This is a genomic window from Streptomyces sp. BI87 (assembly GCF_025957665.1).
Taxonomy (GTDB): domain Bacteria; phylum Actinomycetota; class Actinomycetes; order Streptomycetales; family Streptomycetaceae; genus Streptomyces; species Streptomyces albidoflavus.
This window is the reverse complement of the sequence record NZ_CP110079.1, coordinates 370,891-395,298: the sequence shown is the minus strand read 5'-3', so window position 1 is coordinate 395,298 and position 24,408 is coordinate 370,891. Positions and strand designations below refer to the sequence as shown.

Annotated in this window: 21 protein-coding genes; 7 read left to right on the top strand and 14 right to left on the bottom strand. The window is 73.5% G+C overall.

Annotated elements, in window-relative coordinates:
- Positions 1–2 precede the first annotated feature (2 nt).
- Positions 3–602 carry a class I SAM-dependent methyltransferase gene (locus OIM89_RS01660; protein WP_264490907.1) on the bottom strand — a complete coding sequence of 200 codons (600 nt, stop codon included), beginning with the start codon at positions 600–602 and terminating at the stop codon, positions 3–5.
- 189 nt (positions 603–791) lie between these two features.
- On the opposite strand from OIM89_RS01660, the gene OIM89_RS01655 reads away from it, so the two are divergent.
- A complete protein-coding gene (locus tag OIM89_RS01655; protein WP_047466707.1) occupies positions 792–1,370 on the top strand; it encodes a GTP-binding protein in 579 nt (192 codons plus the stop codon).
- Between the two features lie 28 nt (positions 1,371–1,398).
- On the opposite strand, the gene OIM89_RS01650 is transcribed toward OIM89_RS01655, so the two are convergent.
- Entirely contained in the window at positions 1,399–1,827 is a 429-nt protein-coding gene (locus OIM89_RS01650) for a PPOX class F420-dependent oxidoreductase (RefSeq protein WP_030696940.1), read from the bottom strand.
- A 95-nt stretch (positions 1,828–1,922) separates the two neighbouring features.
- Here OIM89_RS01650 and OIM89_RS01645 point away from each other — a divergent pair, with 95 nt between their 5' ends.
- Both OIM89_RS01645 and OIM89_RS01640 read left to right on the top strand, forming a co-directional pair.
- Positions 1,923–2,342, top strand: coding sequence for a roadblock/LC7 domain-containing protein (locus OIM89_RS01645; RefSeq protein WP_003952166.1), 420 nt, complete (start codon positions 1,923–1,925; stop codon positions 2,340–2,342).
- Between the two features lie 109 nt (positions 2,343–2,451).
- Positions 2,452–3,462 (top strand): DUF6397 family protein, encoded by a 1,011-nt coding sequence (locus tag OIM89_RS01640; RefSeq protein WP_030696939.1) that lies wholly within the window; start codon positions 2,452–2,454, stop codon positions 3,460–3,462.
- Here the strand turns inward: OIM89_RS01640 and OIM89_RS01635 are convergent.
- Genes OIM89_RS01635 through OIM89_RS01625 form a run of 3 tightly spaced genes read right to left on the bottom strand, consistent with a single transcriptional unit; the run spans position 3,432 to position 7,451 of the window.
- Complete coding sequence (locus OIM89_RS01635) at positions 3,432–3,965, bottom strand: tetratricopeptide repeat protein (RefSeq protein WP_217467540.1); 534 nt, start codon at positions 3,963–3,965, stop codon at positions 3,432–3,434. The two genes, OIM89_RS01640 and OIM89_RS01635, sit on opposite strands and share 31 nt — an antisense overlap.
- Positions 3,962–4,834 carry an acyl-CoA thioesterase gene (locus OIM89_RS01630; RefSeq protein ID WP_217467541.1) on the bottom strand — a complete coding sequence of 291 codons (873 nt, stop codon included), beginning with the start codon at positions 4,832–4,834 and terminating at the stop codon, positions 3,962–3,964. Before OIM89_RS01630 ends, OIM89_RS01635 begins: the two co-directional genes overlap by 4 nt.
- A gap of 43 nt (positions 4,835–4,877) precedes the next feature.
- Complete coding sequence (locus tag OIM89_RS01625; protein WP_078951605.1) at positions 4,878–7,451, bottom strand: DEAD/DEAH box helicase; 2,574 nt, start codon at positions 7,449–7,451, stop codon at positions 4,878–4,880.
- A gap of 107 nt (positions 7,452–7,558) precedes the next feature.
- On the opposite strand from OIM89_RS01625, the gene OIM89_RS01620 reads away from it, so the two are divergent.
- The gene (locus OIM89_RS01620) at positions 7,559–8,350 is read left to right on the top strand and encodes a metal-dependent hydrolase (RefSeq protein WP_047466718.1); all 792 of its coding nucleotides are present in this window, start codon (positions 7,559–7,561) and stop codon (positions 8,348–8,350) included.
- A gap of 40 nt (positions 8,351–8,390) precedes the next feature.
- Here OIM89_RS01620 and OIM89_RS01615 read toward each other — a convergent pair whose 3' ends face one another.
- The gene (locus OIM89_RS01615; protein WP_217467542.1) at positions 8,391–10,172 is read right to left on the bottom strand and encodes an ABC transporter ATP-binding protein; all 1,782 of its coding nucleotides are present in this window, start codon (positions 10,170–10,172) and stop codon (positions 8,391–8,393) included.
- Complete coding sequence (locus OIM89_RS01610) at positions 10,169–11,977, bottom strand: ABC transporter transmembrane domain-containing protein (protein ID WP_264490906.1); 1,809 nt, start codon at positions 11,975–11,977, stop codon at positions 10,169–10,171. The genes OIM89_RS01615 and OIM89_RS01610 overlap by 4 nt, the downstream gene beginning before the upstream one ends.
- Positions 11,978–12,178: 201 nt before the next feature.
- Here OIM89_RS01610 and OIM89_RS01605 point away from each other — a divergent pair, with 201 nt between their 5' ends.
- The gene (locus tag OIM89_RS01605; protein WP_047466723.1) at positions 12,179–12,916 is read left to right on the top strand and encodes a L,D-transpeptidase family protein; all 738 of its coding nucleotides are present in this window, start codon (positions 12,179–12,181) and stop codon (positions 12,914–12,916) included.
- Between the two features lie 15 nt (positions 12,917–12,931).
- Here OIM89_RS01605 and OIM89_RS01600 read toward each other — a convergent pair whose 3' ends face one another.
- Together OIM89_RS01600 and OIM89_RS01595 are read right to left on the bottom strand one after the other, a co-directional pair.
- Positions 12,932–15,868 (bottom strand): FAD-binding and (Fe-S)-binding domain-containing protein, encoded by a 2,937-nt coding sequence (locus OIM89_RS01600; protein ID WP_264490905.1) that lies wholly within the window; start codon positions 15,866–15,868, stop codon positions 12,932–12,934.
- A 66-nt stretch (positions 15,869–15,934) separates the two neighbouring features.
- Positions 15,935–16,405: a MarR family winged helix-turn-helix transcriptional regulator gene (locus tag OIM89_RS01595; RefSeq protein WP_047466725.1), complete on the bottom strand. Its 471-nt coding sequence runs from the start codon at positions 16,403–16,405 to the stop codon at positions 15,935–15,937.
- 128 nt (positions 16,406–16,533) lie between these two features.
- Here OIM89_RS01595 and OIM89_RS01590 point away from each other — a divergent pair, with 128 nt between their 5' ends.
- Both OIM89_RS01590 and mltG read left to right on the top strand, forming a co-directional pair.
- On the top strand, positions 16,534–18,387 hold the full coding sequence (locus OIM89_RS01590; protein WP_264490904.1) for an ABC transporter ATP-binding protein: 1,854 nt from the start codon (positions 16,534–16,536) through the stop codon (positions 18,385–18,387).
- 10 nt (positions 18,388–18,397) lie between these two features.
- Complete coding sequence (gene mltG / locus OIM89_RS01585; protein WP_264490903.1) at positions 18,398–19,234, top strand: endolytic transglycosylase MltG; 837 nt, start codon at positions 18,398–18,400, stop codon at positions 19,232–19,234.
- A gap of 24 nt (positions 19,235–19,258) precedes the next feature.
- Here the strand turns inward: mltG and OIM89_RS01580 are convergent, their stop codons facing one another.
- From OIM89_RS01580 to OIM89_RS01560, 5 genes are all read right to left on the bottom strand, one after another.
- Positions 19,259–20,368: an NAD(P)/FAD-dependent oxidoreductase gene (locus tag OIM89_RS01580; RefSeq protein ID WP_264490902.1), complete on the bottom strand. Its 1,110-nt coding sequence runs from the start codon at positions 20,366–20,368 to the stop codon at positions 19,259–19,261.
- A 63-nt stretch (positions 20,369–20,431) separates the two neighbouring features.
- Positions 20,432–21,598 (bottom strand): LLM class flavin-dependent oxidoreductase, encoded by a 1,167-nt coding sequence (locus OIM89_RS01575; protein ID WP_238470262.1) that lies wholly within the window; start codon positions 21,596–21,598, stop codon positions 20,432–20,434.
- Positions 21,598–22,644: an ABC transporter substrate-binding protein gene (locus OIM89_RS01570; protein ID WP_195730045.1), complete on the bottom strand. Its 1,047-nt coding sequence runs from the start codon at positions 22,642–22,644 to the stop codon at positions 21,598–21,600. Before OIM89_RS01570 ends, OIM89_RS01575 begins: the two co-directional genes overlap by 1 nt.
- 61 nt (positions 22,645–22,705) lie before the next feature.
- Positions 22,706–23,521, bottom strand: a complete 816-nt coding sequence (locus OIM89_RS01565; RefSeq protein WP_195730044.1) for an ABC transporter ATP-binding protein — start codon at positions 23,519–23,521, stop codon at positions 22,706–22,708.
- The gene (locus tag OIM89_RS01560) at positions 23,494–24,375 is read right to left on the bottom strand and encodes an ABC transporter permease (protein WP_195730043.1); all 882 of its coding nucleotides are present in this window, start codon (positions 24,373–24,375) and stop codon (positions 23,494–23,496) included. Before OIM89_RS01560 ends, OIM89_RS01565 begins: the two co-directional genes overlap by 28 nt.
- Positions 24,376–24,408: the final 33 nt, after the last annotated feature.

Here is a 24,408-nt window from a genome sequence, read left to right as displayed (position 1 = left end):
GCTCAGCCCGTCCGCCCGGCCAGCACCAGATACCGGTCCGGCTCGTCTGCGTACGACCGGACCCGCCAGCCGCCCGCCTCCAGCAGGGCCGTGACGGGAGCCTCGGCCCGCAGGTCGTCCGGGGTCAGCGTGCGCCCCCGCCGGGCGGCGAGCGCGGCCCGGCCGACCGGGTGGAAGAGCGCCAGGGTGCCACCGGGACGCACCACCCGCGCCCACTCGCGGACCCCGGCCACGGGGTCCGCGAGGTGCGAGATCATCCCGGCCGCGAAGACCGCGTCGAGCGCCCCGGTCCGCACCGGCAGCCGCTCCGCGTCCGTCAGCAGCAGCGCCCCCGCCTCCCGCCGGCCCGCCCGGACCGCCTCGGCCAGCATCGCCTCCGTCAGGTCGGCGCCCAGCACCGCCCCCGCCGCGCCCACCGCCGCGCGCAGCGCGGGCAGCGCCCGGCCGGTCCCGCACCCGGCGTCCAGGACCGCATCGCCCGCGCGCAGCCCGAGCGCCCGCACGGCCGCCTCGTACGCCGGCCCGTCGTCCGGAAAACGGCTGTCCCAGGTGGCGGCGCGCGGCGTGAAGAACTCCCGTACGTGTGTGTGATCGTGGCTCATGCGCCCATGATCCCTCGCCGCGGCGCCGCCAGCGTGGCCATCGGCTGTCCCCCGGTGATCGCGGTCCGACAGGCCCCGGCAGTTTGCGACCGCTTCCGAAACGCGCCCCCGCCGCCCGCCACCCGCGCGGCTAACGTCCCGGAGCCAGGGGAGCCCACCCCGACACACCGCCCGGAGACGAGAGCGCCGATGAACGCAGTGCAGCCCACCGCCACCCGCGCCGGTGAACCGCCGATGACCCTGAAGGTCGTCGTCGCGGGCGGCTTCGGGGCGGGCAAGACCACCCTCGTCGGCGCGGTCAGCGAGATACGCCCGCTGCGCACCGAGGCCGAGCCGAGCAGCCCCGGCCCCCGCACCGGCGGCACCACCGTGGCCATGGACTACGGCCGGATCACCCTCAAGGACGGACTGGCCCTCTGCCTCTTCGGCACCCCCGGCCAGGACCGGTTCTGGTTCCTCTGGGACGACCTCGCCCACGGCGCCCTCGGCGCGGTCGTCCTCGCCGACACCCGCCGCCTGCCCGACTGCTTCCCGGCCGTCGACTACTTCGAGGACCGCGAGATCCCCTTCGTCGTCGCCGTCAACTGCTTCGGCGGCCTCCGCAGCCACCAGGGCGACGACATCGCCGAAGCCCTCGACCTCGACCCCGGCACCCCGGTCGTCCTCTGCGACGCCCGCGACCGCGAAGCCGTCCGGGACGTCCTGGTCAGCCTGGTGGAGTACGCCGGACGGCAGCACGCCGCCCGCCTGCTGGCCGCCGTGGGGTGACCGTCCGCAGGCGGGGGCGCGAGCGTGCTCAGTCGGTCAGGTCGGCCATGGCCGTGGCCTTCTCCACCGTGACCCGCACCAGGAGTTCACCGGGCACCGCGTTCCGGGCGCCGAACTCCTCGGCCTTGTCCTCGCCGACGTAGCGGGCGGCGATCCGGGTCGCCCAGTGCAGCATTTCGGCCGGGTCCTCGCTCAGCTCGGCCCTGCCCTGGAGCACCGCGAAGGAGAACGGGGGCCGTTCGTCGTCCACGCAGAGCGCCACCCGGCCGTCCCGGGCCAGATTGCGGCCTTTCACCGTGGCCGCTCCCGTGTTGAACACCACGTCCCCGCCGTCCAGAACGAACCAGACCGGGGCGGTATGGGGGCTCCCGTCCGCCCGTACCGTGGCCACTTTGGCGGTCCGCGTGCCTTCCGAGACGAATGCGCGCCATGCTGCTTCAGTCATCTTCTGAGCCATCTCCCCATCATGCTTGCCCGGACGGCGGCAGTGGTGAAGGCTTGCGGACCAGATCCTCCGGTCAGGGGGGGACGGACACGGGGAGAGACCGGATCATGGCACAGAAAAAGGGACTCGGCTGGTTGCTGGACGACCTCACCCAGCGGGTGAGCTTCGTCCGCCACGCCCTCGTCCTCTCCAACGACGGCCTGGTCACCGGGGCCAGCAGCGGCCTCGCCCGGGAGGACGCCGAGCACCTCGCGGCGGTCTCCTCCGGACTGCACAGCCTCGCCAAGGGCTCCGGCCAGCACTTCCGGGCCGGCGGGGTCCGGCAGACGATGATCGAGTTCGACGACGCGGTCCTCTTCGTGACCGCCGCGGGCGACGGCAGCTGCCTGTGCGTCCTCAGCTCGGCCGACGCCGACCTCGGCCTGGTCGCCTACGAGATGACGCTCCTCGTCAACCGGGTGGGCGAACACCTCGGCGTGGACGTACGCATCCCGGAGAGCCGGCCGGGCGGACTACTCGGCCGCTGACCTGCGGCGTTGCAGGGGCCGGCGGAGTTATCCACAGGCTCGGCGAGATCGCCGGGACGCGGTTACGGTTCTTTTCCAGGGCAAAGCACCGCTCACGGGGAGAACCGTCATGCCGCAAACCGACCTGCCGTCAGCCGTACCCGCGCCGCGCGCCGTTCACGGCCCGTCACCCCAGCCGTGGACCGTGCCACCGGGACCGCCCGACGCGGGGCCACCGCTGAGCGCCGAGGCCGCGGCCCGCGCGCTCGGACTGCGGCGGAGCGAGATCGAGACAGCCGTCGGGCTCGGCCTCCTCGCCACCACCGAGGGGGCCGGGGAACCGGGGGAGCGGCCCAAGGTGCCCGCCTCCGAGATCCGGAGGCTGCTCCCCTCCGTCGACCGACCCGACGGCCTGCGCGCCCAGGTGGCCACGACCGGGGCGCGGGACGGCGCCGCGCTGCTCGGCATCACCGAGGAACGCTTCGCGAAGCTCGCCCGGCTCGGCCTGCTCACCCCGGTCCGCTGCCACCTCAACCGCTACCACTGCGTCGTCTGGCGCTACCTCGCCGACGAACTCCGCGCCGTCCGCCGCCACCAGGCACCCCACCTGACGGGCCAGCTCCCGCCGCCCCTGCGTCAACTCCTCGCCACCGGCGACGACGCGCGGCCCCGCACCTGGCGCCGCCGGGTCCTGGCCGAGCGCCTGGGCCGCGCCGGCACCACCTGGGAGCGGGCCGCCGCCGTGGCCGCGCCCTTGCCCCGCTCCCACACCGCCGCGCTGCTGACCCCCGACGAACAGCGGCGCCTCGACGCCGCCCGGCCCCGCCCGCTTTTCGCCCGGGCGAGGAGCGGAGCCGCCGAGCACCTTCTCGAACCCCTCACCCGGGCACGCCCCGGCCCCGAGACGGAGCAGTACGCGGCCGAGTTCGCCGAACTGCTCGACGAAGCCCGGACGACGGCGCGAACACCGCACTGTGTCCCGCGTGTCCGGCGCTCGGCCGGGCGGCTGCGCAGGCCCACACCGACGCGCCCGCCCCAGCCCCCGGGCCCCGGCTTCACCGGCCCCGCCCGCAAGCACCGACAGGAGCGCGCCCGGCACGCCCCGCGCGGTCAGGACAGGTCGTCCAGATCCCTCGCGTAGTGCCGGATCGCCTGCTCGTAGGCGGTGACCCCGGGATCGGCGCTGGTGTCGGCCACCACCGTCAGCGCCAGCTCCAGGGCCTCCTTGGGGCGGCCGGCGCTGTACAGGGCCATGGCGAGGAAGGTGCGCAGCGCCGCGTCGTCCGGGAACTCCTGTACCCCGCCGCTGAGCGTGGCCACCGCCTCCTCGGCGCGGTCCAGCACCCGGTAGGTCGAACCGAGACCGAGCAGCGCCCCGCGCCGGTCGGTCTCGGACAGCCCGGGCAGGGAGAGCGCCCGCCGGTAGTGGGGCACCGCCTCCGCCTCCAGGCCCAGCACGTCGTGGGCCCACGCCGTCTGGTAGGCGACCTCGGCGTCCTCGGGGTGCTCGGCCCCGAGCCGCACCAGCAGCTCACGGGCCTCCTCGGACCGGCCGTCCTCGCGCAGCCGGACCGCGGCGCCGAGCCGGTCGGCCAGGCCCTCGGGGCGGCCGGGCGCCTGCCCGGCCTGCTCCGTCGCGCTCACCGGGAGAGCTCCCGGAACAGACCCTCCTGGACGACCGAGACGAGGAGGTTGCCGTCGCGGTCGTAGATCCGGCCGCGGGCGAGGCCGCGTCCGCCGGTGGCGACCGGGGACTCCTGGTCGTACAGGAACCACTCGTCGGCCCGGAAGGGGCGGTGGAACCACATGGCGTGGTCCAGCGAGGCCATGTCGAAGCCGCGCGGGCCCCAGAGCGGCTCCACGGGGATGCGGACGGCGTCCAGCAGCGTCATGTCGCTGGCGTACGTCAGGGCGCAGGTGTGCACCAGCGGGTCGTCGCCGAGCGGACCGACCGCGCGCATCCACACCGCGCTGCGCGGCTCCGCGTCCTGGATCTCCTCGGGCGACCAGCGCAGCCGGTCCACGTACCGGATGTCGAAGGGCTGGCGGCGCGCCATCAGCTCCAGGGCCTCGGGAAGTTCGCCGAGGTGTTCGCGGACCTCCTCCGCGACGGTCGGCAGCGTCTCCGGGTCCGGCACCACCCGGGCCGGGGGCAGCTGATGGGTGAAGCTGCCCTCCTCCGGCTTGTGGAAGGAGGCCGTCAGGTTGAAGATCGTCCGGCCCTCCTGCACCGCGGTGACCCGGCGCGTGGTGAACGACCGGCCGTCGCGCACCCGTTCCACCTGGTACACGATCGGCACCCCGGGCCTGCCGGGCCGCAGGAAGTAGGCGTGCAACGAGTGGACCGGCCGGTCGCCCTCGGTGGTCCGCCCGGCCGCGACCAGCGCCTGGCCGGCGACCTGGCCGCCGAAGACACGTTGCAGCGACTCCTGGGGGCTGCGCCCCCGGAAGATGTTGACCTCGATCCGCTCCAGGTCCAGCAGATCCACCAGCCGTTCGGCCGCGTTCGTCATGTTCCGTTCTCTCCCGTGTCCACTCGGCCCGATCCGCCCCGCCCTACAGCCGGCCGACGTCGGTGACCCGGACCACGGCCCGGCCCTCCGCGTCGGAGGCGGCCAGGTCGACCTCGGCGCTGATGCCCCAGTCGCGGTCGCCGCTGGGGTCCTCGAAGGTCTGCCGGACCCGCCACAGCTCGTCCTCGGGCCGCTCCTCGATCAGCAGCAGCTTGGGACCGCGCGCGTCGGGACCCGTACCGAGGTCGTCGTACTCGTCCCAGTACGCGTCCATCGCCTCGCCCCACCGTTCGGCGGTCCACCCGGCGTCGCCGTCCAGCTCGCCCAGCTCCGCGACGTTGTCCAGGGCGGCCAGCTCCACGCGGCGGAACATGGCGTTGCGCACCAGCACCCGGAAGGCGCGGGCGTTGGCCGTCACCGGCTTCACCTGGTCGGCCTTCTCGCGGGCCTCGTCCGCCGTCATGTCCTCCGGGTTGGCGAGCTGCTCCCACTCGTCGAGCAGGCTGGAGTCGACCTGGCGCACCAGCTCGCCCAGCCACGCCGTCAGGTCCTCCAGGTCCTCCGACTTCAGGTCGTCGGGGACGGTGTGCTCCAGCGCCTTGTAGGCACTGGCCAGGTAGCGCAGCACGATGCCCTCGGTCCGCGCCAGCTCGTAGAAGGAGACGTACTCCGTGAAGGAGAGCGCCCGTTCGTACATGTCGCGGATGACCGACTTCGGCGACAGCGGGTGGTCGCCGACCCAGGGGTGGCTCTGCCGGTAGGTGTCGTAGGCGTGGAAGAGCAGTTCCTCCAGCGGCTTGGGGTGCGAGATCTCCTGGAGCCGCTCCATCCGGTCCTCGTACTCCACCCCGTCGGCCTTCATCGCCGCCACCGCCTCGCCGCGCGCCTTGTTCTGCTGCGCGTGCAGGATCTGGCGCGGGTCGTCCAGCGTCGACTCGACCACCGAGACCATGTCCAGCGCGTACGAGGGCGACTCGGGGTCGAGTAGGTCGAAGGCGGCCAGCGCGAAGGTGGAGAGCGGCTGGTTGAGGGCGAAGTCCTGTTGGAGGTCGACGGTGAGCCGGACGATGCGGCCCTCGGCGTCCGGCTCGTCCAGCTTCTCCACGATGCCGCCGTCGAGCAGCGAGCGGTAGATGGCGATGGCCCGCCGGATGTGGCGCAGCTGCTGCTTGCGCGGCTCGTGGTTGTCCTCCAGCAGGTGACGCATCGCCTCGAAGGCGTTGCCCGGCCGGGCGATGACCGACAGCAGCATCGTGTGGGTGACCCGGAAGCGCGAGGTCAGCGGCTCCGGCTCGGAGGCGATCAGCTTCTCGAAGGTCTGCTCCGACCAGGCGACGAACCCCTCGGGCGCCTTCTTGCGGACCACCTTGCGCCGCTTCTTCGGGTCGTCACCGGCCTTGGCCAGCGCCTTCTCGTTCTCCACCACGTGCTCCGGCGCCTGCGCCACCACCAGCCCGGCGGTGTCGAAACCGGCCCGGCCCGCACGGCCCGCGATCTGGTGGAACTCACGGTTGCGCAGCACCCGCACCCGGGTGCCGTCGTACTTGGTGAGCGCGGTGAACAGCACCGTACGGATCGGGACGTTGACGCCGACGCCGAGCGTGTCCGTCCCGCAGATCACCTTCAGCAGCCCGGCCTGGGCCAGCCGCTCCACCAGCCGCCGGTACTTCGGCAGCATCCCCGCGTGGTGCACGCCGATGCCGTGCCGGACGTACCGGGAGAGGTTGCGGCCGAACTTGGTGGTGAAGCGGAAGTTGCCGATCAGCTCGGCGATGCGGTCCTTCTCCTCGCGCGTGCACATGTTGATGCTCATCAGCGCCTGCGCCCGCTCCACCGCCTGGGCCTGCGTGAAGTGCACGATGTAGACCGGCGCCTGGCGGGTGTCGAGCAGCTCGGTCAGGGTCTCGGTGAGCGGGGTCGTCCGGTACTCGTACGACAGCGGGACCGGGCGGGTCGCCGAGCGGACCACCGAGGTGGGGCGGCCGGTGCGGCGCGTCAGGTCCTTCTCGAACATGGCGACGTCGCCGAGGGTCGCCGACATCAGCACGAACTGCGCCTGCGGCAGCTCCAGCAGCGGGATCTGCCAGGCCCAGCCCCGGTCCTGCTCCGCGTAGAAGTGGAACTCGTCCATCACGACCTGGCCGACGTCGGCGGCGCGCCCGTCCCGCAGCGCGATCGAGGCGAGCACCTCGGCGGTGCAGCAGATCACGGGGGCGTCGGCGTTGACCGAGGCGTCACCGGTGAGCATGCCGACGTTCTCGGTGCCGAACATCTTGCAGAGGTCGAAGAACTTCTCCGAGACCAGCGCCTTGATCGGCGCGGTGTAGAACGTCACCTTGTCCTGGGCCAGCGCGGCGAAGTGCGCGCCCGCCGCGACCAGGCTCTTCCCCGAGCCGGTCGGCGTGGACAGGATCACGTTGGCCCCGGAGACCACCTCGATCAGCGCCTCCTCCTGAGCCGGATAGAGGGTGATGCCCCGTTCCTCGACCCAGGACGAGAAGGCGTCGAAGAGGGCATCGGGGTCGGCGTCCGGCGGCAGCTGATCGATAAGGGTCACGCCCCCATCTTGCCTTCCTTCCGTACCGATCACGGAATCGGACGACCGTGCGAAGATCATCGACGCTAAGGTGAACCGCCAACTGGGCAGCGAACAGAAGCGATCCGACGCGACCCCTGCCCACGGGACGACACACGGACAGCGGAAACAAGGGGCGGGACACAGCCATGATGGGACCGGCGCACTCACTGTCGGGAGCAGCGGCCTGGCTGGGCGTGGGAGCGCTCGCCACCGCGATGGGCCACACCATGCCGTGGCCGGTACTGGTCACCGGCGCGCTCATCTGCGCGGGCGCCGCCCTCGCCCCCGACCTCGACCACAAGTCCGCGACGATCTCGCGCGCCTTCGGCCCCATATCCCGTGGCCTCTGCGAGATCATCGACCGGCTCTCGGCCGCCGTCTACAAGGCCACCCGGGGCAAGGGCGACCCCCGGCGCAACGGCGGCCACCGCACCCTCACCCACACCTGGGTCTGGGCCGTGCTGATCGGCGCCGGCTCCTCGGCCGCCGCCGTGATCGGCGGCCGGTGGGCCGTGCTCGCCCTCCTCTTCGTCCACATGGTCCTCGCCGTCGAGGGCCTGCTCTGGCGGCAGGCACGGGTCTCCAGCGACGTCCTGGTCTGGCTGCTGGGCGCCGCCGGAGCATGGATCCTCGCCGGCATCCTGGACGAGCCGGGCAACGGCGCGGGCTGGCTCTTCACCCAGCCCGGCCAGGAGTACCTGTGGCTAGGCCTGCCGATCGTCCTCGGCGCCCTCGTGCACGACATCGGCGACGCCCTGACCGTCTCCGGCTGCCCGATCCTGTGGCCCATCCCCATCGGCCGCCGCCGCTGGTACCCGGTCGGCCCGCCCAAGGCCATGCGGTTCAAGGCCGGCAGCTGGGTGGAGATCAAGGTGCTGATGCCCGCCTTCATGCTCCTCGGCGGCATAGGCGGGGTCGCCGCCCTCAACCTCGTCTGACCACGGGCCCCCTGCTCCGCGGAGCAAGGGGCCGTCCGTCTCACCCGTGCCAGGAGCGCCAGAGCGCCGCGTACGCGCCATCGGCCGCCACCAGCTGGTCGTGCGGGCCCAGCTCGGTGATCCGGCCGCCTTCCACCACGGCGATCAGATCCGCGTCGTGCGCCGTGTGCAGCCGGTGCGCGATCGCCACCACCGTCCGGCCCTCCAGCACCCGCGCCAGCGAACGTTCCAGGTGGCGCGCGGCCCGCGGGTCGAGCAGCGAGGTCGCCTCGTCCAGCACCAGCGTGTGCGGATCGGCCAGCACCAGCCGGGCCAGGGCCACCTGCTGGGCCTGGGCCGGGGTGAGCGCCAGCGCGCCCGACCCGACCTCGGTGTCCAGCCCGTCGTCCAGCGCCCGGCCCCAGCCGTCCGCGTCGACCGCCGCCAGCGCCTCCCACAGCTCCTCGTCCCCGGCGTCCGTCCGGGCGAGGCGCAGATTGTCCCGCAGCGAGCCGACGAAGACGTGGTGCTCCTGGTTGACCAGCGCCACGTGGGAGCGGACCTCCTCGGCGGGCATCCGGGCCAGCTCGGCGCCGCCGAGGGTGAGCCGCCCCGTGCGCGGTCCGTAGATGCCCGCGAGCAGCCGGCCCAGCGTCGACTTGCCGGCGCCCGAGGGACCCACCAGCGCCACCCGGGTCCCCGGCTCCACCGCCAGCGTCACCTGCCGCAGTACGTCCACCCCCGTCCGGTAGCCGAAGTGGACGTCGTCGGCCCGCACCGCGCGCCCCTCGGGCCGCTCGTCGGAGTCGCCCGCCTCGGGCTCCACCTCGCGCACCCCGACCAGACGGGCCAGCGACACCTGCGCCACCTGGAGCTCGTCGTACCAGCGCAGCACGATGCCGACCGGTTCGACCAGCATCTGGGAGATGAGCGCCGCCGTGGTGAGCTGGCCGACGCCGATCCAGCCCTGGAGCACGTAGAAACCGCCGATCAGCAGGACCGAGGCGAGCACCAGGACATGGGTGAGGGAGACCACCGGGAAGAGGACCGAGCGCAGCCACAGGGTGTAGCGCTCCCATCCGGTCCACTCGGAGATCCGGCGGTCCGACAGCGCGATCCGCTCCGGGCCCAGCCGCAGCGACTCCACCGTGCGGCCCGCGTCGACCGTCTCGGTCAGCGCCGAGGCCACCGCCGCGTACCCGGCCGCCTCCGACCGGTACGCCGCCGGGGCCCGCCGGAAGTACCACCGGCAGATCAGCAGCAGCGCCGGCAGGGCGATCAGCACCACGGGGGCCAGCGTCGGCGCCGTCACCGTGAGGCCGCCCAGCAGCAGCAAGATCCACACCAAGCCGATCGCCAGTTGCGGCACCGCCTCGCGCAGCGCGTCGGCGAGCCGGTCGACGTCGGTGGTGATGCGGGAGAGCAGGTCGCCGGTCCCGGCCCGCTCCAGCACGCCCGGCGGCAGCTCCACCGAGCGGACCAGGAAGTCCTCCCGCAGATCGGCCAGGACCTCCTCGCCGAGCATCGCGCCACGCAGCCGGACCCGGTGGATGAAGAACGCCTGCACCACCAGGGCCCCGGTGAACAGCAGCATCGTGCGGACCAGCGGGACGTCCTCGGCGCCCGCCGAGACGTCCTCGACCAGCGAGCCCAGCAGGTACGGACCGGCCATGGAGGCGATCACCGCGACCGCGTTGACCGTCACCAGCAGCAGGAACGCCTTACGGTGCCGCCGCGCCAGGTCGGCGATGTACGCCCGGACCGTGGCCGTGCCCGCCACCGGGAGTTTCGTCGCCTCGGTGGGCGCCGCCGGGTCGTAGGCGGGGGGTGCCAGCCCGATCATGCCTTCTCCTCGATCTCGTCCCGGTCCTCGCGGGCTTCCTGCTCCGCCTCGGTCTCCCGGGTCACCACGGCGCGGTACCGCGGGTCGCTGTGGAGCAGTTCCTGATGGGTGCCGACGGCCACCGCCGCGTCCCCGTCGATCAGCACCACCCGCTCGGCGCCGTCCAGCAGCAGCGGCGAGGAGGTCAGCACCACCGTGGTGCGCCCGGCCCGGGCCGTCCGCAGCCGTCCGGCGATCCGCGACTCGGTGTGCGCGTCCACCGCCGACGTCGGCTCGTCCAGCACCAGTACGGGCGGGTCGGCCACCAGCGACCGGGCCAGCGCCAGCCGTTGCCGCTGGCCGCCGGAGAGCGACCTGCCCCGCTCGGTGATCCGGGTCCGCGTCGGGTCGCCGTCCGGCTCGGCCGAGGCCTGCGCCAGCGCCTCCAGCACGTCCCCGCAGTACGCCGCCGTCAGCGCCTCCTCGCCGGAGACCCGGCCCGAGCAGGGCACGTCGAGCAGTTCGGCGAGGGTCCCCGAGAGCAGCACCGGGTCCTTGTCCTGCACCAGCACCGCTGCCCGGACCGCCGCCAGCGGCAGCTCGTCCAGGGCGGCGCCGCCCAGCAGTGCCGAGGGCACCGGCGCCTCGCCCTCGTCGCGTGGCGCGTGCCCGCCCAGCCGCTCGGCCAGGCGGCCCGCCAGGTTCGGGTCCCCGCAGACCACCGCGGTGAACACGCCCGCAGGGGCCAGCAGGCCCGTCGCCGGGTCGTACAGGTCACCGCGCGGCACCACAACCTCCGACCCGGCCACTGACCCGTCCGCCCCGGCGTCCTCCCGCCGCAGCCCCAGCACCCGCGCCGCGCGCTGCGCCGAGGGCCGCGAGAAGGAGTAGGCCATGGCGATCTCCTCGAAGTGGCGCAGCGGGTAGGCCAGCAGCATCACCGCGCTGTAGACCGTGACCAGTTCGCCCACGCTGATCCGGCCCAGCTGCGCCAGATGCACGCCGTACCAGACCACGCCCACCAGCAGCAGCCCCGGCAGCAGCACCTGCACCGCCGAGATCAGCGCCCACATCCGGGCGCTGCGCACCGCCGCGTGCCGGACCTCCTGGGAGGCGTCGCGGTAACGGCCGAGGAAGAGCTGCTCGCCGCCGATCCCCCGCAGCACCCGCAGCCCGGCGACCGTGTCGGAGGCCAGCTCCGTGGCGCGCCCGGCCTTCTCCCGCTGGTGGTCGGCGCGCCGGGTGGCGGGCGGCAGCAGCGGCAGCACCGCGAGGGCCAGCACCGGTACGCCGACCGCCACCACCGCGCCCAGGGCGGGCTGGTAGACGAAGAGGGCGGCGCAGACCGCCAGGACGGTGACGGCGGCCGCCGTGAACCGGGAGAGCGCCTCCACGAACCACCCGATCTTCTCGACGTCGCCGGTGGAGACGGCCACCACTTCACCGGCGGCGACCCGCCGGGTCAGCGCCGCCCCCAGCACGGCGGTGCGGCGCGCCAGCAGCTGCTGGACCCGGGCCGCCGCCGTGATCCAGTTGGTCACCGAGGTGCGATGGAGCATCAGGTCGCCAACGGCGACGCCGATCCCGAAGACCGCCAGCACCCCGCCGGCCACCGCCAGCCCGCCGCTCTCGCCCGCCACCACCGCCTCCACGGCGATCCCGACCCCGTAGGGCAGAGCCGCGATGGAGAGGAAGTGCAGCAACCCCCAGCCGAGCGACTTGAGCTGGCCTCTGAGCTGCATACGTCCGAGCCAGAAGAGGAAACGGGGTCCGGAGCGCGTGTCGGGGTCGCCCGGATCGGTGAACGGAAGGTCGCGGATCTGCATGACGTCCCAGGACTCGGTGGAGCAGGAGCAGAAGTCGGTTCAGCAGGAGCAAACCGTGACAGCCTCGCCTGCCGCGACCGGAGCGGCAACCGATTAAACGGCCGCTCCGGACGGCTTTCGGCCGCACGCCCGGCGCACGCGCCGGAGCCCGCCGACCGGGGCGTCGTCCGCGCGTGCGAGGCCGGTGCGACCATGGAAGCCATGCGCCCGACCGCGATTCGCCCGACCGTGTTCCGCAGCGTGCTCGCCACCGCCGCCGCGGCCCTCCTGCTCACCTCGTGCGGCTCCGGCGGCGCGGCCCCCGAGCCGAAGGGGGAGGCGCGGCAGCCCGACGCCCGGGCCTCCTCGGCCGATCCGGGAGGACTGCCCGGCATCTCCGAGCGCTTCCGGGAGCAGATCCCCGACGACACCCGGCAGGTGGTCGCCGTCTACGGCGACGGCGCCGACCGCGCCACCGCCACCGTCGTCCTCTACACCAAGGACGGCGACGGCTGGAAGAAGCGGGCCGACTGGCCCGCCCACAACGGCAAGAAGGGGTGGACGCCCGACCACCACGAGGACGACAAGCGCAGCCCCGTCGGCGTCTTCACCCTCACCGACGCCGGCGGCGTCCTCGCCGACCCCGGGCCCGGCGGTCTGCCGTACACCCGCAGCGACGCCTTCGCCGCACCCCGCACCTGGGCCGAGTCGCACTGGCACGACTTCGACCTGGTCATCGCCATCGACTACAACCGCGTCAAGGGCACCCCGCCCAACGACCCGACCCGCCCCGAGGGCCAGTCGAAGGGCGGCAGCATCTGGCTCCACATGGACCACGGCAGCGGGACCTCCGGCTGCGTCAGCCTCTCCGAGCAGGGCATGCGCCATCTCCTGCGCACCCTCGAACCGGACCGGCACCCGGTGGTGGTGATGGGCGACAAGGCGTCCCTGCGCGCCTGAGGACCCGCCCTCTCCTCACCCGTACCCGGGCCGGGTCGCCCGCTCCAGCTCCAGCAGCGCGGAGCGGTACGTCCGGCCGGTGGCGTGGTCCATGCCGATCTCGCACATGCGGTTGGCGCTCAGGTACGCGTCCCACTCACGGGCCGTCACCTCGGCCGCCTCGCGGGCCGTCGCCGACTCGGTCAGCTCCCGGTGGAGCAGGCCGCGGTCGCCCGCGAAGCCGCAGCAGTGCGCGGAGTCGGGGAGCAGCACCTCGTCCGCGCAGGCTTCGGCGAGGGCCATCAGCTGCGGGACGTCGCGCAGGTGCTCCATCGAACAGGTCGGGTGGACCACGGCCGAGCCGACCGTCCGCAGGATCTCCAGCTCGGGCAACAGCTCCTCGGCCGCCCACACCAGGGAGTCGACCACCGTCAGTTCCCGATGCAGCTCCCGGTTGGCGGGGGTGAGGTACGGGACCACCTCGTGGGCGATGCCGAGGGTGCACGAGGAGGCGTCGACCACCAGCGGCAACCGGCCGCCGTCGGTCCAGCCCCAGGCGGCCTCGACGATGCGGTTGGCCATCACGGCGTCGGCCTGCTCGTACCCCTTGGAGTGCCAGATGGTGGCGCAGCAGGTGCCCCGTACGTCGCGCGGGATCCACACCGGCTTGCCCGCGCGGGCGGAGACGGCGACCACGGCCTCGGCCAGGCTCGGCCCGGAGTGGCCCTCGGGTCCGCCGAAGATCCGGTTGACGCAGGCCGGGTAGTACACGGCCCGGGCGTCGAACCGCGAGGTGTCGGGCAGCCGGTGCTTGGCGGGTCCGGGCACGGCGGGCAGCCACTCCGGCATCAGGTCCGGGCGGACCACTTTCCGCAGCCCCCGGGTGACGGCCGACAGCAGTCGGTCGTCGATCTTCGCCGCGGCCGCCACGGCGAGCCGGGCCCCGGCCTCCACCACCCGGAAGTGCTCGGCGGTCAGTGTCGCCACCCGCTCCTCGCGGGCCGAGTGCCGCCGGTGCCGGAACGCCTTCATCATCGCCCCGGTGTCGATCCCCACCGGGCAGGCCAGTTTGCAGGTGGAGTCCCCGGCGCAGGTGTCCACCGCGTCGTAGCCGTACGCCTCCAGCAGCCTCGCCTCGACGGGCGAGCCGGAGGGCTGGCGCATCATCTCCCGGCGCAGCACGATCCGCTGACGCGGCGTGGTGGTGAGGTCGTTGCTCGGGCAGGTCGGCTCGCAGAAGCCGCACTCGATGCAGGGGTCGGCGACGGGCTCGACCGTCGGGATGGACTTCAGGCCGCGCAGGTGCGCCTCGGGGTCCCGGTCCAGGACGATCCTCGGGGCGAGCACCCCGGCCGGGTCGATCAGCTGCTTGACCCGCCACATCAGCCCGGTGGCCCGCGGGCCCCACTCCAGCTCCAGGAAGGGGGCGATGTTCCGCCCGGTGGCGTGCTCGGCCTTGAGCGAGCCGTCGAACCGCTCGACGGTCATCCGGCAGAACGCGTCCATGAAGGCCGCGTACCGCGCGACGTCCGAGGGGCGCCCGGCGTCGAAGGCGAGCAGGAAGTGGAGGTTGCCGTGGGCGGCGTGACCGGCGACGGCCGCGTCGAAGCCGTGCCGGGTCTGGAGCTCCAGCAGCGCCTCGCACGCCTCCGCCAGCCGGTCCGGCGGCACCGCGAAGTCCTCGGTGATCAGCGTCGTCCCCGAGGGCCGCGAGCCCCCGACCGCCGTCACGAACGCCTTCCGCGCCTTCCAGTACGAGGCGATGGTGCCCGGGTCGCGGGTGAAGGTGTTGGTCACCGAGGGGACCGGGCTGACCAGGGTGAGCCGGGGGAGCACCGCCTCGGCCGCCGCTTCGAGGGCGGCCAGCCGCTCCTCGTCGGGCGCCCGGAACTCCACCAGCAGCGCGGTGGTGGTCCCCGGCAGGTGCGCCCAGTCGGCCGGCACGCCCTCCACACTGACGGAGGCGCGCAGCGTGTTGCCGTCCATCAGCTCGACGGCGAGCGCGCCCGCCTCGTTGAAGAGCGGGACCGCGGCGGCCGCGGCGGGCAGCGAGGGGAAGAAGAACAGCCCGGTCAGGACCTCGCGGTCCAGCGGAAGGGTGTCGAAAACGATCTCGGAGAGGAAGCCGAAGGTCCCCTCCGAGCCGACCATCAGCCCTCGCAGGATCTCCACCGGCGTCGCCCCGTCGAGGAAGGCGTCGAGCCGGTAGCCGTTGGTGTTCTTCAGCGTGTACTTGGCCCGGACGCGTGCCGTCAGCTCCGCGTCGTCCTCGATCTCGCGCTTGAGCGCCAGCAGTCCCGCACAGAGCTCCGGCTCGGCGGCGGCGAGCCGTTCGTCCGCGTCGGGCGCCGCCGTGTCCACGACGGTGCCGGTGGGCAGGACCACCGTCAGCGAGGCCACCGTGCGGTAGGAGTTGCGGGTGGTGCCGGCCGTCATGCCCGAGGCGTTGTTGGCGACCACGCCGCCCACGGTGCAGGCGATGGCGCTGGCCGGGTCGGGGCCGAGCACCCGGCCGTGCCGGGCGAGCGTGGTGTTGGCCCGCAGGATCGTGGTGCCCGGGGCGATCCGGGCCCGCCGGCCTTCGTCCAGCACCTCGATCCCCACCCAGTGGCGGCGCACGTCGACCAGGATGTCCTCGCCCTGCGCCTGGCCGTTGAGCGAGGTGCCGGCGGCGCGGAAGACCACCTCCCGGCCGTGCTCGCGGGCGTAGGCCATGACCGCCGCCACCTCGGCCGTGGTTTCGGGGAGCACCACGACGCGCGGCAGGAAGCGGTACGGGCTGGCGTCCGAGGCGTAACGGACCAGGTCGGAGAGGTGGGTGAGGACCTTCTCGGGGCCGAGGAGGGCGAGCAGGTCACCGCGGAGCGGCTCGGGAGTGCCGCCCGCGCTGGCGTCGATCACCCGGTCGGGTGAGGCGTCCTCGGGGCGGACGTCGGGACGCAGCGCCCCGGGGTCGGGTTCCAGCAGCGGCATGGTGGCTCCTCGGACGTCGTCGCGGCACGGGACGACGCCCCCGCGCGAGAGCGCCGCCCGCCCGCCTCAGCCGCTTTCCTCCGGCGGGGGAGCGGTTTCGGTGGGGCGGCCGGGGCTGTCCACCAGGGTCGACAGCAGGCCGCCGAGTACCGACCGCTGCTCGGCGGTCAGTGGGGTCAGGATCTCCTCCACCGCGCCCCGGCGCGCGCTGCGCATGGCGCGCAGCGCCTCGCGCCCGCCCTCGGTCAGCTCGATCCGGACCACCCGGCGGCTCTCCGGATCGGGCACCCGGCGCACCCGGTCCGCCTCCTCCAGGCCGTCGACCAGGCTGGTGACCGCGCGGGGGACCACTTCGAGGCGCTGGGCGAGGTCGGCCATCCGCGGCGGCCGCTCGCAGACGGCGACCGTGCGCAGCAGGCGGGCCTGGGCGGGGGTGATGCCGAGCGGCTCCAGCTGGCGGCGCTGGAGCCGGTGCAGCCGGCGGGTGAGGCGCAGCAGCTGCTCGGCGAGGACGCCGTCGGGGTCGGGTGAATCCATGCGGGAACATTAACAGGACCTGGTTCATTGTGTACATAGGTAACAATGAGCTATGGTCTGCGTTGCCCCGCGAGGTGCGCGCCCGCGCGCCCCGCCGGCACCCCTCACCCCGCCCCTCGAAGGAGCCCATGCGTCCCGAACCGTCCCCCACCTGGACCCCACCGCCCAAGAACGCCGACGAGCCGGAGCAGCCGCGCCAGGTCCGCCGGATCGTCCGCCTCTTCCGTCCGTACCGAGGACGGCTGGCGCTGGTCGGCCTGCTCGTGGCCGCCGCCTCGCTGGTCTCGGTCACCACGCCCTTCCTGCTCCGCGAGATCCTCGACACCGCCATCCCCGAGCAGCGCACCGGCCTGCTGAGCCTGCTCGCGCTGGGCATGATCGCCGCCGCCGTCATGACCAGCGTCTTCGGCGTGCTCCAGACCCTCATCTCCACCACCGTCGGCCAGCGCGTCATGCACGACCTGCGCACCGCCGTCTACGCCCGGCTCCAGAGCATGTCGCTGGCCTTCTTCACCCGCACCCGCACCGGCGAGATCCAGTCCCGGATCTCCAACGACATCGGCGGGATGCAGGCCACCGTCACCTCGACGGCCACCTCGCTGGTCTCCAACCTCACCAGCGTCATCGCCACCGTCGTCGCCATGCTCGCCCTGGACTGGCGGCTGACCGTGGTCTCGCTGCTGCTCCTCCCGGTCTTCGTCTGGATCAGCCGCCGGGTCGGCCGCGAGCGCAAGCGCATCGCCACCGACCGGCAGAAGCAGATGGCCGCCATGGCCGCCACCGTCACGGAGTCCCTCTCCGTCAGCGGCATCCTGCTGGGCCGCACGATGGGCCGCGGCGACTCCCTCACCCGCACCTTCCGCGAGGAGTCCGACCGCCTGGTCGACCTGGAGGTCCGCTCCAGCATGGCCGGCCGCTGGCGGATGTCGGTCATCAGCGTCGTGATGGCCGCGATGCCCGCCCTCATCTACTGGGCCGCCGGCCTCTCCCAGCACGTCCAGGGGCCCGGGATATCGCTGGGCACCCTGGTCGCCTTCGTCTCCCTCCAGCAGGGTCTCTTCCGCCCCACGGTCAGCCTGCTCACCACCGGCGTGCAGGTACAGACCTCCCTCGCCCTCTTCCAGCGGATCTTCGAATACCTGGACCTTGAGATCGACATCACCGAGCCCGACAAGCCGGTCCGCCTGGAGAAGATCCACGGCGAGCTCCGCTTCGAGAACGTCGACTTCGGCTACGCAGGACAGGAGCACCCCGTGCTCTCCGGCATCGACCTCGACGTCCCGGCCGGCACCTCCCTGGCGGTCGTCGGCGAGACCGGCTCCGGCAAGAGCACCCTCAGCCACCTCGTCCCCCGTCTCTACGACGTCACCGCAGGGCGCGTCACCCTCGACGGCGTCGACGTACGCGACCTGGACTTCGCCACGCTCGCCCGCGCGGTCGGGGTCGTCTCCCAGGAGACCTACCTCTTCCACGCCTCGGTCGCCGACAACCTCCGCTTCGCCAAGCCCGAGGCCACCGACGCGGAACTGGTCGCGGCCGCCCGCGCCGCCCAGATCCACGACCACATCGCCGCCCTGCCCGAGGGGTACGACACGGTGGTCGGCGAGCGCGGACACCGCTTCTCCGGTGGCGAGAAACAGCGCCTGGCCATCGCCCGTACCATCCTGCGCGACCCGCCCGTCCTCGTCCTGGACGAGGCGACCAGCGCCCTGGACACCCGCACCGAACAGGCCGTGCAGGAGGCGATCGACGCCCTCTCCGCCGACCGCACCACCCTCACCATCGCCCACCGCCTCTCCACCGTCCGCGACGCCGACCAGATCGTCGTCCTCGACCACGGCCGCATCGCCGAACGCGGCACCCACCGGAGCCTCCTCGCCCAGGACGGCCTGTACACGGCACTCGTCCGCAAGGACGCTCGCCCCGCGGCCGCCACCCCCGTCCTCGGCGACATGCCCGAATTGAGCACCTCGGCGGGATAGCGTGCGCCCCATGCCGCACGCCCCCCGCCGACGGAGCACCCGCCTCACCGGACGGGGCCGGCTCGCCCTGCTCACCGCCGGCCTGTTCGCCGCCGTGGCCGTCGCGGGCGCCGTGGTCCTGCTCCGCCCCGACGGGGAGAGCCCTCGCGACCTGGGTTCCCTGACGGTCCCCGAGGGCCGCCGCGCCACCCAGGTCTACGCCCTGGCCGACCAGGCTCTCGGCCTCACAGAGGGCACCACCCGGCAGGCGGCGAAGGACACCCGCCTCGCCCTCCCCGCCGCGGCCGACGGCAACCCCGAGGGATACCTCTTCCCCGCCACGTATCCCCTCGACGAGTCCACCACCCCCGCCACCCTGCTGGCCTTCATGGCCGACACCGCCGACGAGCGGTTCCGCGAGGCCGGGCTCGACGCCGGCGCCCGGCGGCTCGGCCTCTCCGCCTACCAGGCCGTCACCCTGGCCAGCATCGTCCAGGCCGAGGCCGACACCCCCGCCGACATGGGCAAGGTCGCCCGCGTCATCCACAACCGCCTCGACCAGGACCGCGCCCTGGAGATGGACTCCACCCTCAACTACGCGCTCGGCCGCACCAGCCTCGACACCACGCACGAGGACACCCGCACCGACAGCCCGTACAACACCTACCAGCGCCCGGGCCTGCCGCCCACCCCCATCGGCAACCCGGGCGAACAGGCGCTGCGCGCCGCTCTCGACCCGCCCGCCGGCGACTGGCTGTACTTCGTGACGGTACGCCCGGGCGACACCCGCTTCAGCGAGGACTACGCCGAACACCGCGCCCACGTCGAGGAGTTCAACCGTGAGCGCGCCGCAGAGGGCGAGGGCTGAGCGGCAGGGTCGGGCCGGGCCCGCTCAGACCGTGACCGGCTCCCGTGCCAGCAGCGCGCGTATCTCCCGGACCGCCGCCCGGCCCGCCCGGTTGGCGCCGATGGTGCTGGCCGAGGGGCCGTAGCCGACCAGGTGGACACGGGGATCACGGACCACCCGTGTCCCCTCGACCTGGATGCCGCCGCCGGGCTCGCGCAGTCTCAGCGGCGCCAGATGGTCCACCGCCGCCCGGAAACCCGTCGCCCACAGCACCACGTCGGCCTCGAAGACCGTCCCGTCCGCCCACACGGCTCCCTCGGGGGTGAGCCGCTCGAACATCGGGCGCCGGGCCAGCGTCCCGTCCGCCATGCCCCTGCGGATCGCCTCGTTCATCGGCAGTCCCGTCACCGAGACCACGCTGCGCGGCGGCAGCCCCTGCCGTACCCGCTCGTCGACCCGCGCCACCGCCTGCCGGCCCTGGTCCTCGTCGAAGGGGCCCTCGTGGAACTCCGGCGGCCGGCGGGTCGCCCAGGCGGTGGCCGCGGCGACCGGGGCGATCTCCAGCAGGTGCTGCACCGCAGAGGTGCCACCGCCCACCACCAGCACCCGCTGCCCGGCGAACGCCTCCGGCCCCGGATAGCCCGCCGTGTGCAGCTGCCGCCCCCGGAACCCCTCCTGCCCGGGGTAGCGCGGCCAGAACGGCCGGTCCCAGGTACCCGTCGCACTGATCAGGGCCCGCGGCGCCCACACCCCGTCCGAGGTCTCCACCCGCAGCCGGCCACCCTCGCCCTCCCGCACGGCCCGCACGTCCACGGGACGGCGCACGCGCAGTCCGAACCTCTCCTCGTACGCGCGGAAGTACGCGCCGATCACCTCGGAGGAGGGCCGTGCGTCGTCCGCGCCCGTCAGCTCCATGCCGGGCAGGGCGTGCATGCCGTGCACCCGCCCGTAGGTCAGCGTCGGCCAGCGGAACTGCCACGCCCCGCCCGGGCGCGGCGCGTGGTCGAGCACCACGAAGCCTCCCGGCCCCTGGACCGGCTCCATCCCGGACCGGCGCAGGTGGTACGCGGCCGACAGGCCCGCCTGCCCCGCGCCGGCCACGAGCACGTCGACGGGGCGGGGGGCTTCGGTCTGCGGTGTCCCGTTCTGCTTCACGTCCGTGCCAACGGGCGGGGGCGCCGGGTTCTTCCCGACGCCCCCACCCGCACCGCCGACCGGTCAGCGACCGCCCGCCACCAGCAGCGGAGCCCCGCCCACGCCACCCTTCCCGGGCCGCTCGAACAGCCCCCTGGCGGCCAGCTCCGGCATCACGCCCTCCCCGAACCAGTACGCCTCCTCCAGGTGCGGGTAACCCGAGAGGATGAAGTGGTCGACGCCGAGCGCGTGGTACTCCTCGATCCGGTCGGCCACCTCGGCATGGCTGCCGACCAGCGCCGTACCCGCGCCGCCGCGCACCAGACCGACCCCGGCCCACAGGTTCGGGGAGATCTCCAGCTGATCGCGGGAGCCGCCGTGCAGCGCCAGCATCCGCTGCTGGCCCACCGACTCGCTGCGCCCCAGCGCCTCCTGCGCGGCCGCCACCGTGTCGGCGTCCAGCTCGTCGAGGAGGGCGCGCGCGGTCCGCCACGCCTCGGCGGAGGAGTCGCGCGAGATCGCGTGCAGCCGGATGCCGAACCGCACCGTCCGCCCCTCCCGCTCGGCGAGCCCGCGAATCCAGTCGATCTTCTCCTTCACCTGGGCCGGCGGTTCACCCCAGGTCAGGTACACGTCCGCGTGTCGCGCCGCGACCGGTCCCGCGGCGGGCGAGGAACCGCCGAAGAAGACCTCGGGCAGCGGGTCGGGCGGCAGCGCGGTGAGGCCGCCCTCCACCTGGTAGTGCCGCCCGTCGAAGTCGTACGGCTTGCCCGTCCAGGCGCCCCGGACCACGGAGAGGAACTCGTCCGTCCGCGCGTACCGCTCGTCATGGCCGAGATGGTCGCCGAACCGCCGCTGCTCGGTGCCGTCGCCGCCGGTCACCACGTTGAGCAGCAGCCGCCCGCGCGTCACCCGCTGGTAGGTCGCGGCCATCTGCGCGGCCAGCACCGGCGAGATCACCCCGGGCCGGAAGGCGACCAGGAACTTCAGCCGCTCGGTGTGCTGGGCGAGTGCCGCCGTGGTCAGCCAGGCGTCCTCGCACCAGGTGCCGGTGGGCGTCAGCACCGCCTCGAAGCCGAGGTGCTCGGCGGCCTTGGCGATCTGCGCCAGGTAGTCGATGTCCGGCGGCCGTACCCCGCTGACCGGCGTGACCCGGGAGCGCGTGACCCCGCCGTCGGTGTAGGCGTGGCGGTCGACGAGCGTACGACCGTCGCCGCCGGTCGGCAGGAACCAGTGCAGGCGGACCGTCATCAGGAACCCTCCTTGTAGCCGCGGCCCTCGGTGGTGGAGGGCGGCAGGCCCTTGTTGAACCGGGTGTCGACGTAGTCGGCGAAGTCGAAGCGGCGCGGCACGAGTTTCAGCTCGGCGAAGGTGTCGGCGATCTCCTGCTCGGAGGCGATGGCCTCCTTGTCCACGGCCACACTGATCCGCGTCCCGTACGTCCGCTTCACCGCCGCCAGCGCCACCTCGTACGGCAGCCCGGTGTCCTTCGCCCAGACCTCGGCCCACTCCTCCGGGTGCTCGTACACCCAGTTCTCCGCCCGCCGCAGCCGCTTCAGGTAGTCCCCGATGGCCGCGGACTTGCCCTTGTCGGCCAGCGCGCCCGGCGCCGCCACCTGGAAGTTCAGCCCGTTGACGACCCCGCGCCCGTCGGTGAGCACCTTCCCCTGCTTCGCGGTGAGCACCTGCGAGGTGTACGGGTCCCAGACCGCCCACGCGTCGACCTTGCCGCCGGTGAACGCGGCCAGCGCGTCGGCAGGCTGGAGATACGTCACCCTGACGTCGCTCAGCTCCAGACCGGCCTTCCGCAGCGATGCCACCAGCTGGTAGTGGGCGGACGAGCCCTGCGCCACCGCCACCGAACGGCCCTTCAGGTCCTCGGTGCGCCTCAGTTTCGAGTCGTTGGGGACGAGGATCGTCTCGCCCGAGGGGTCGCCGTGGGTGGCCGCGACCACCGTCACCTTCGAATCGGCGCCGGCCGCGAAGACGGGCGGGGTGTTGCCCACCGAACCGATGTCGACGGCCTTGGCGTTGACCGCCTCCAGCAACGGCGGACCGGAGGTGAAGGTCGACCACGTGATGCGGTAGCCGAGATCGTCGAGTTCCCCGGCGGCCCGCAGCACCGCCTCCGCGCCGCCCTTCTGGTCACCGACGTTGAGGACGACCGACCCCTTCCCGTCGGTGCTGCTCCCGGACCCCCCGGAGGAGGCGGCGGGGGAGGGGCCGGAGCAGCCGGAGGCCAGGAGCGAGAGCGGGATCAGCAGGAGCAGGGCGAGGGGGAGTGGCCGGCGCTTCATGGGGTTCCGTTCGTGGGTTCGTACGGTTCGGGGGAGGGGCGAGTGGCGAGTAGTGGGGCGGTCAGGCGGCGGCCGAGGCGTCGACGCCCAGCCGCTCCAGCAGCCCGGCGCGGAGCGCGGCGAAGCGCGGATCGGTCAGGCCGCGCGGGCGCTCCAGCGGGACGTCGACCTCGTGCGCGATGACACCGCCGTCCATCACCAGGACCCGGTCGGCCAGCAGCACGGCCTCCTCGACGTCGTGGGTGACCAGCAGCACCGCGCAGCCGTGGCGCTGCCAGACCTCGCCGACCAGGTGCTGCGCCTTGATCCGGGTGAGCGCGTCCAGCGCCCCGAACGGCTCGTCGAGCAGCAGCAGATCGGGCTCGCGGACCAGCGCCCGGGCGAGGGAGGCCCGCTGCGCCTCGCCGCCGGAGAGGGTCTTCGGCCAGGCGCCTGCCCGGTCGCCCAACCCCACCTCCTCCAGGGCGCGTTCGGCTCGGGCCCGGTCGGCGGACGACCCGTCGAGGCCCAGCAGCACGTTGCGCCACACCCGCTTCCACGGCATCAGCCGGGGCGCCTGGAAGGCCACCGCCTTGCGGCGCGGGACGAGGGCGGTACCGCTGATGTCCCGGTCCAGTCCGGCGAGGATGCGCAGCAGGGTCGACTTGCCGCACCCGCTGCGGCCCAGCAGCGCGACGAACTCACCCGGCGCGATCTCCAGATCGAGGTCGTCCAGGACCCGCCGGCCGTCGAAGACCCGGCTCAGGCCCTGCACGCGTACGGCGGCGGGGCGTTCCTGGTCGCCCGCGGCGGCCGTGTCGACGGGAGGCTTCGTGGTGGCGTCGGTGGCGGGCTCGGGCCCGCTAGGGGTCACCGTCCGGTGAAGGTCGGGCGCCATTGCAGCAGCAGCCTTTCGAGAGTGCGGACGGCGAAGTCGGCCAGCAGGCCGAGGAAGGCGTAGACGATGAGGCAGACCACGATGACGTCGGTCCGCAGGAAGTCCCGGGCCTGCACCATCAGGTAGCCGATGCCCGCGTCCGCGTTGACCTGCTCGGCGAAGACCAGCGCGAGCCAGGCGATACCGAGCGAGTACCGCAGGCCGGTCATCGCCCCGGGGAGCGCCCCCGGCAGGACGACGTGGCGCACCAGACCCCACCGGGAGAGGCCCAGCGACTCACCCGCCTCGATGAGCTGCGCGTCCACCCCGCGGATACCGGCGTAGACGTTCAGGTACAGCGGGAACATGACACCCATCGTGATGATGGCGACCTTCGGCGCCTCACCGATGCCGAACCAGATGATGAACAGCGGGATCAGCCCGACGAACGGCACGGTCCGCAGCATCTGCACGCTGGCGTCGACCAGGTCCTCGCCGACCCGGAACAGCCCCGACACCAGAGCCAGCCCGACCCCCACCACCAGCCCGAGCAGCAGCCCCACCGCGACCCGCTGGAGGGAGACGGCCATCGCCGACGGCAGCGACCCGTCCGCGACGAGGTCGACGGCGACCCGGGCGATGGTGCCTGGAGCGGCGAGGATGTCGGCCGGCAGGGCGCCCGTACCGCTGAGCACCTGCCAGAGCGCCAGCAGCAGAAGCGGCCCGGAGGTCCGACGCACCCAGCGCGGCACCCGACTGCGCCGCCCGGCGGCCGCCGCCAGCGGCACCAGCTCCGGGTCCTTGCGCGGTGGGACGGCTGAGGGCGGCAATGAGGAAACAGGGGATATGTCGGGCGGTGCGTGATCGACGCTCATGAGGGCTCCACGGCGAGGGAGGGCGAGGGGCGG

Bases quoted from the DNA above. Each gene is read 5' to 3' on its own strand.
- OIM89_RS01660 (WP_264490907.1), bottom strand. From the start codon at position 602: ATGAGCCACGATCACACACACGTACGGGAGTTCTTCACGCCGCGCGCC.
- OIM89_RS01655 (WP_047466707.1), top strand. From the start codon at position 792: ATGAACGCAGTGCAGCCCACCGCCACCCGCGCCGGTGAACCGCCGATG.
- OIM89_RS01650 (WP_030696940.1), bottom strand. From the start codon at position 1,827: ATGGCTCAGAAGATGACTGAAGCAGCATGGCGCGCATTCGTCTCGGAA.
- OIM89_RS01645 (WP_003952166.1), top strand. From the start codon at position 1,923: ATGGCACAGAAAAAGGGACTCGGCTGGTTGCTGGACGACCTCACCCAG.
- OIM89_RS01640 (WP_030696939.1), top strand. From the start codon at position 2,452: ATGCCGCAAACCGACCTGCCGTCAGCCGTACCCGCGCCGCGCGCCGTT.
- OIM89_RS01630 (WP_217467541.1), bottom strand. From the start codon at position 4,834: ATGACGAACGCGGCCGAACGGCTGGTGGATCTGCTGGACCTGGAGCGG.
- OIM89_RS01625 (WP_078951605.1), bottom strand. From the start codon at position 7,451: ATGATCTTCGCACGGTCGTCCGATTCCGTGATCGGTACGGAAGGAAGG.
- OIM89_RS01620 (WP_047466718.1), top strand. From the start codon at position 7,559: ATGATGGGACCGGCGCACTCACTGTCGGGAGCAGCGGCCTGGCTGGGC.
- OIM89_RS01615 (WP_217467542.1), bottom strand. From the start codon at position 10,172: ATGATCGGGCTGGCACCCCCCGCCTACGACCCGGCGGCGCCCACCGAG.
- OIM89_RS01610 (WP_264490906.1), bottom strand. From the start codon at position 11,977: ATGCAGATCCGCGACCTTCCGTTCACCGATCCGGGCGACCCCGACACG.
- OIM89_RS01605 (WP_047466723.1), top strand. From the start codon at position 12,179: ATGCGCCCGACCGCGATTCGCCCGACCGTGTTCCGCAGCGTGCTCGCC.
- OIM89_RS01600 (WP_264490905.1), bottom strand. From the start codon at position 15,868: ATGCCGCTGCTGGAACCCGACCCCGGGGCGCTGCGTCCCGACGTCCGC.
- OIM89_RS01595 (WP_047466725.1), bottom strand. From the start codon at position 16,405: ATGGATTCACCCGACCCCGACGGCGTCCTCGCCGAGCAGCTGCTGCGC.
- OIM89_RS01590 (WP_264490904.1), top strand. From the start codon at position 16,534: ATGCGTCCCGAACCGTCCCCCACCTGGACCCCACCGCCCAAGAACGCC.
- mltG (WP_264490903.1), top strand. From the start codon at position 18,398: ATGCCGCACGCCCCCCGCCGACGGAGCACCCGCCTCACCGGACGGGGC.
- OIM89_RS01575 (WP_238470262.1), bottom strand. From the start codon at position 21,598: ATGACGGTCCGCCTGCACTGGTTCCTGCCGACCGGCGGCGACGGTCGT.
- OIM89_RS01570 (WP_195730045.1), bottom strand. From the start codon at position 22,644: ATGAAGCGCCGGCCACTCCCCCTCGCCCTGCTCCTGCTGATCCCGCTC.
- OIM89_RS01565 (WP_195730044.1), bottom strand. From the start codon at position 23,521: ATGGCGCCCGACCTTCACCGGACGGTGACCCCTAGCGGGCCCGAGCCC.
- OIM89_RS01560 (WP_195730043.1), bottom strand. From the start codon at position 24,375: ATGAGCGTCGATCACGCACCGCCCGACATATCCCCTGTTTCCTCATTG.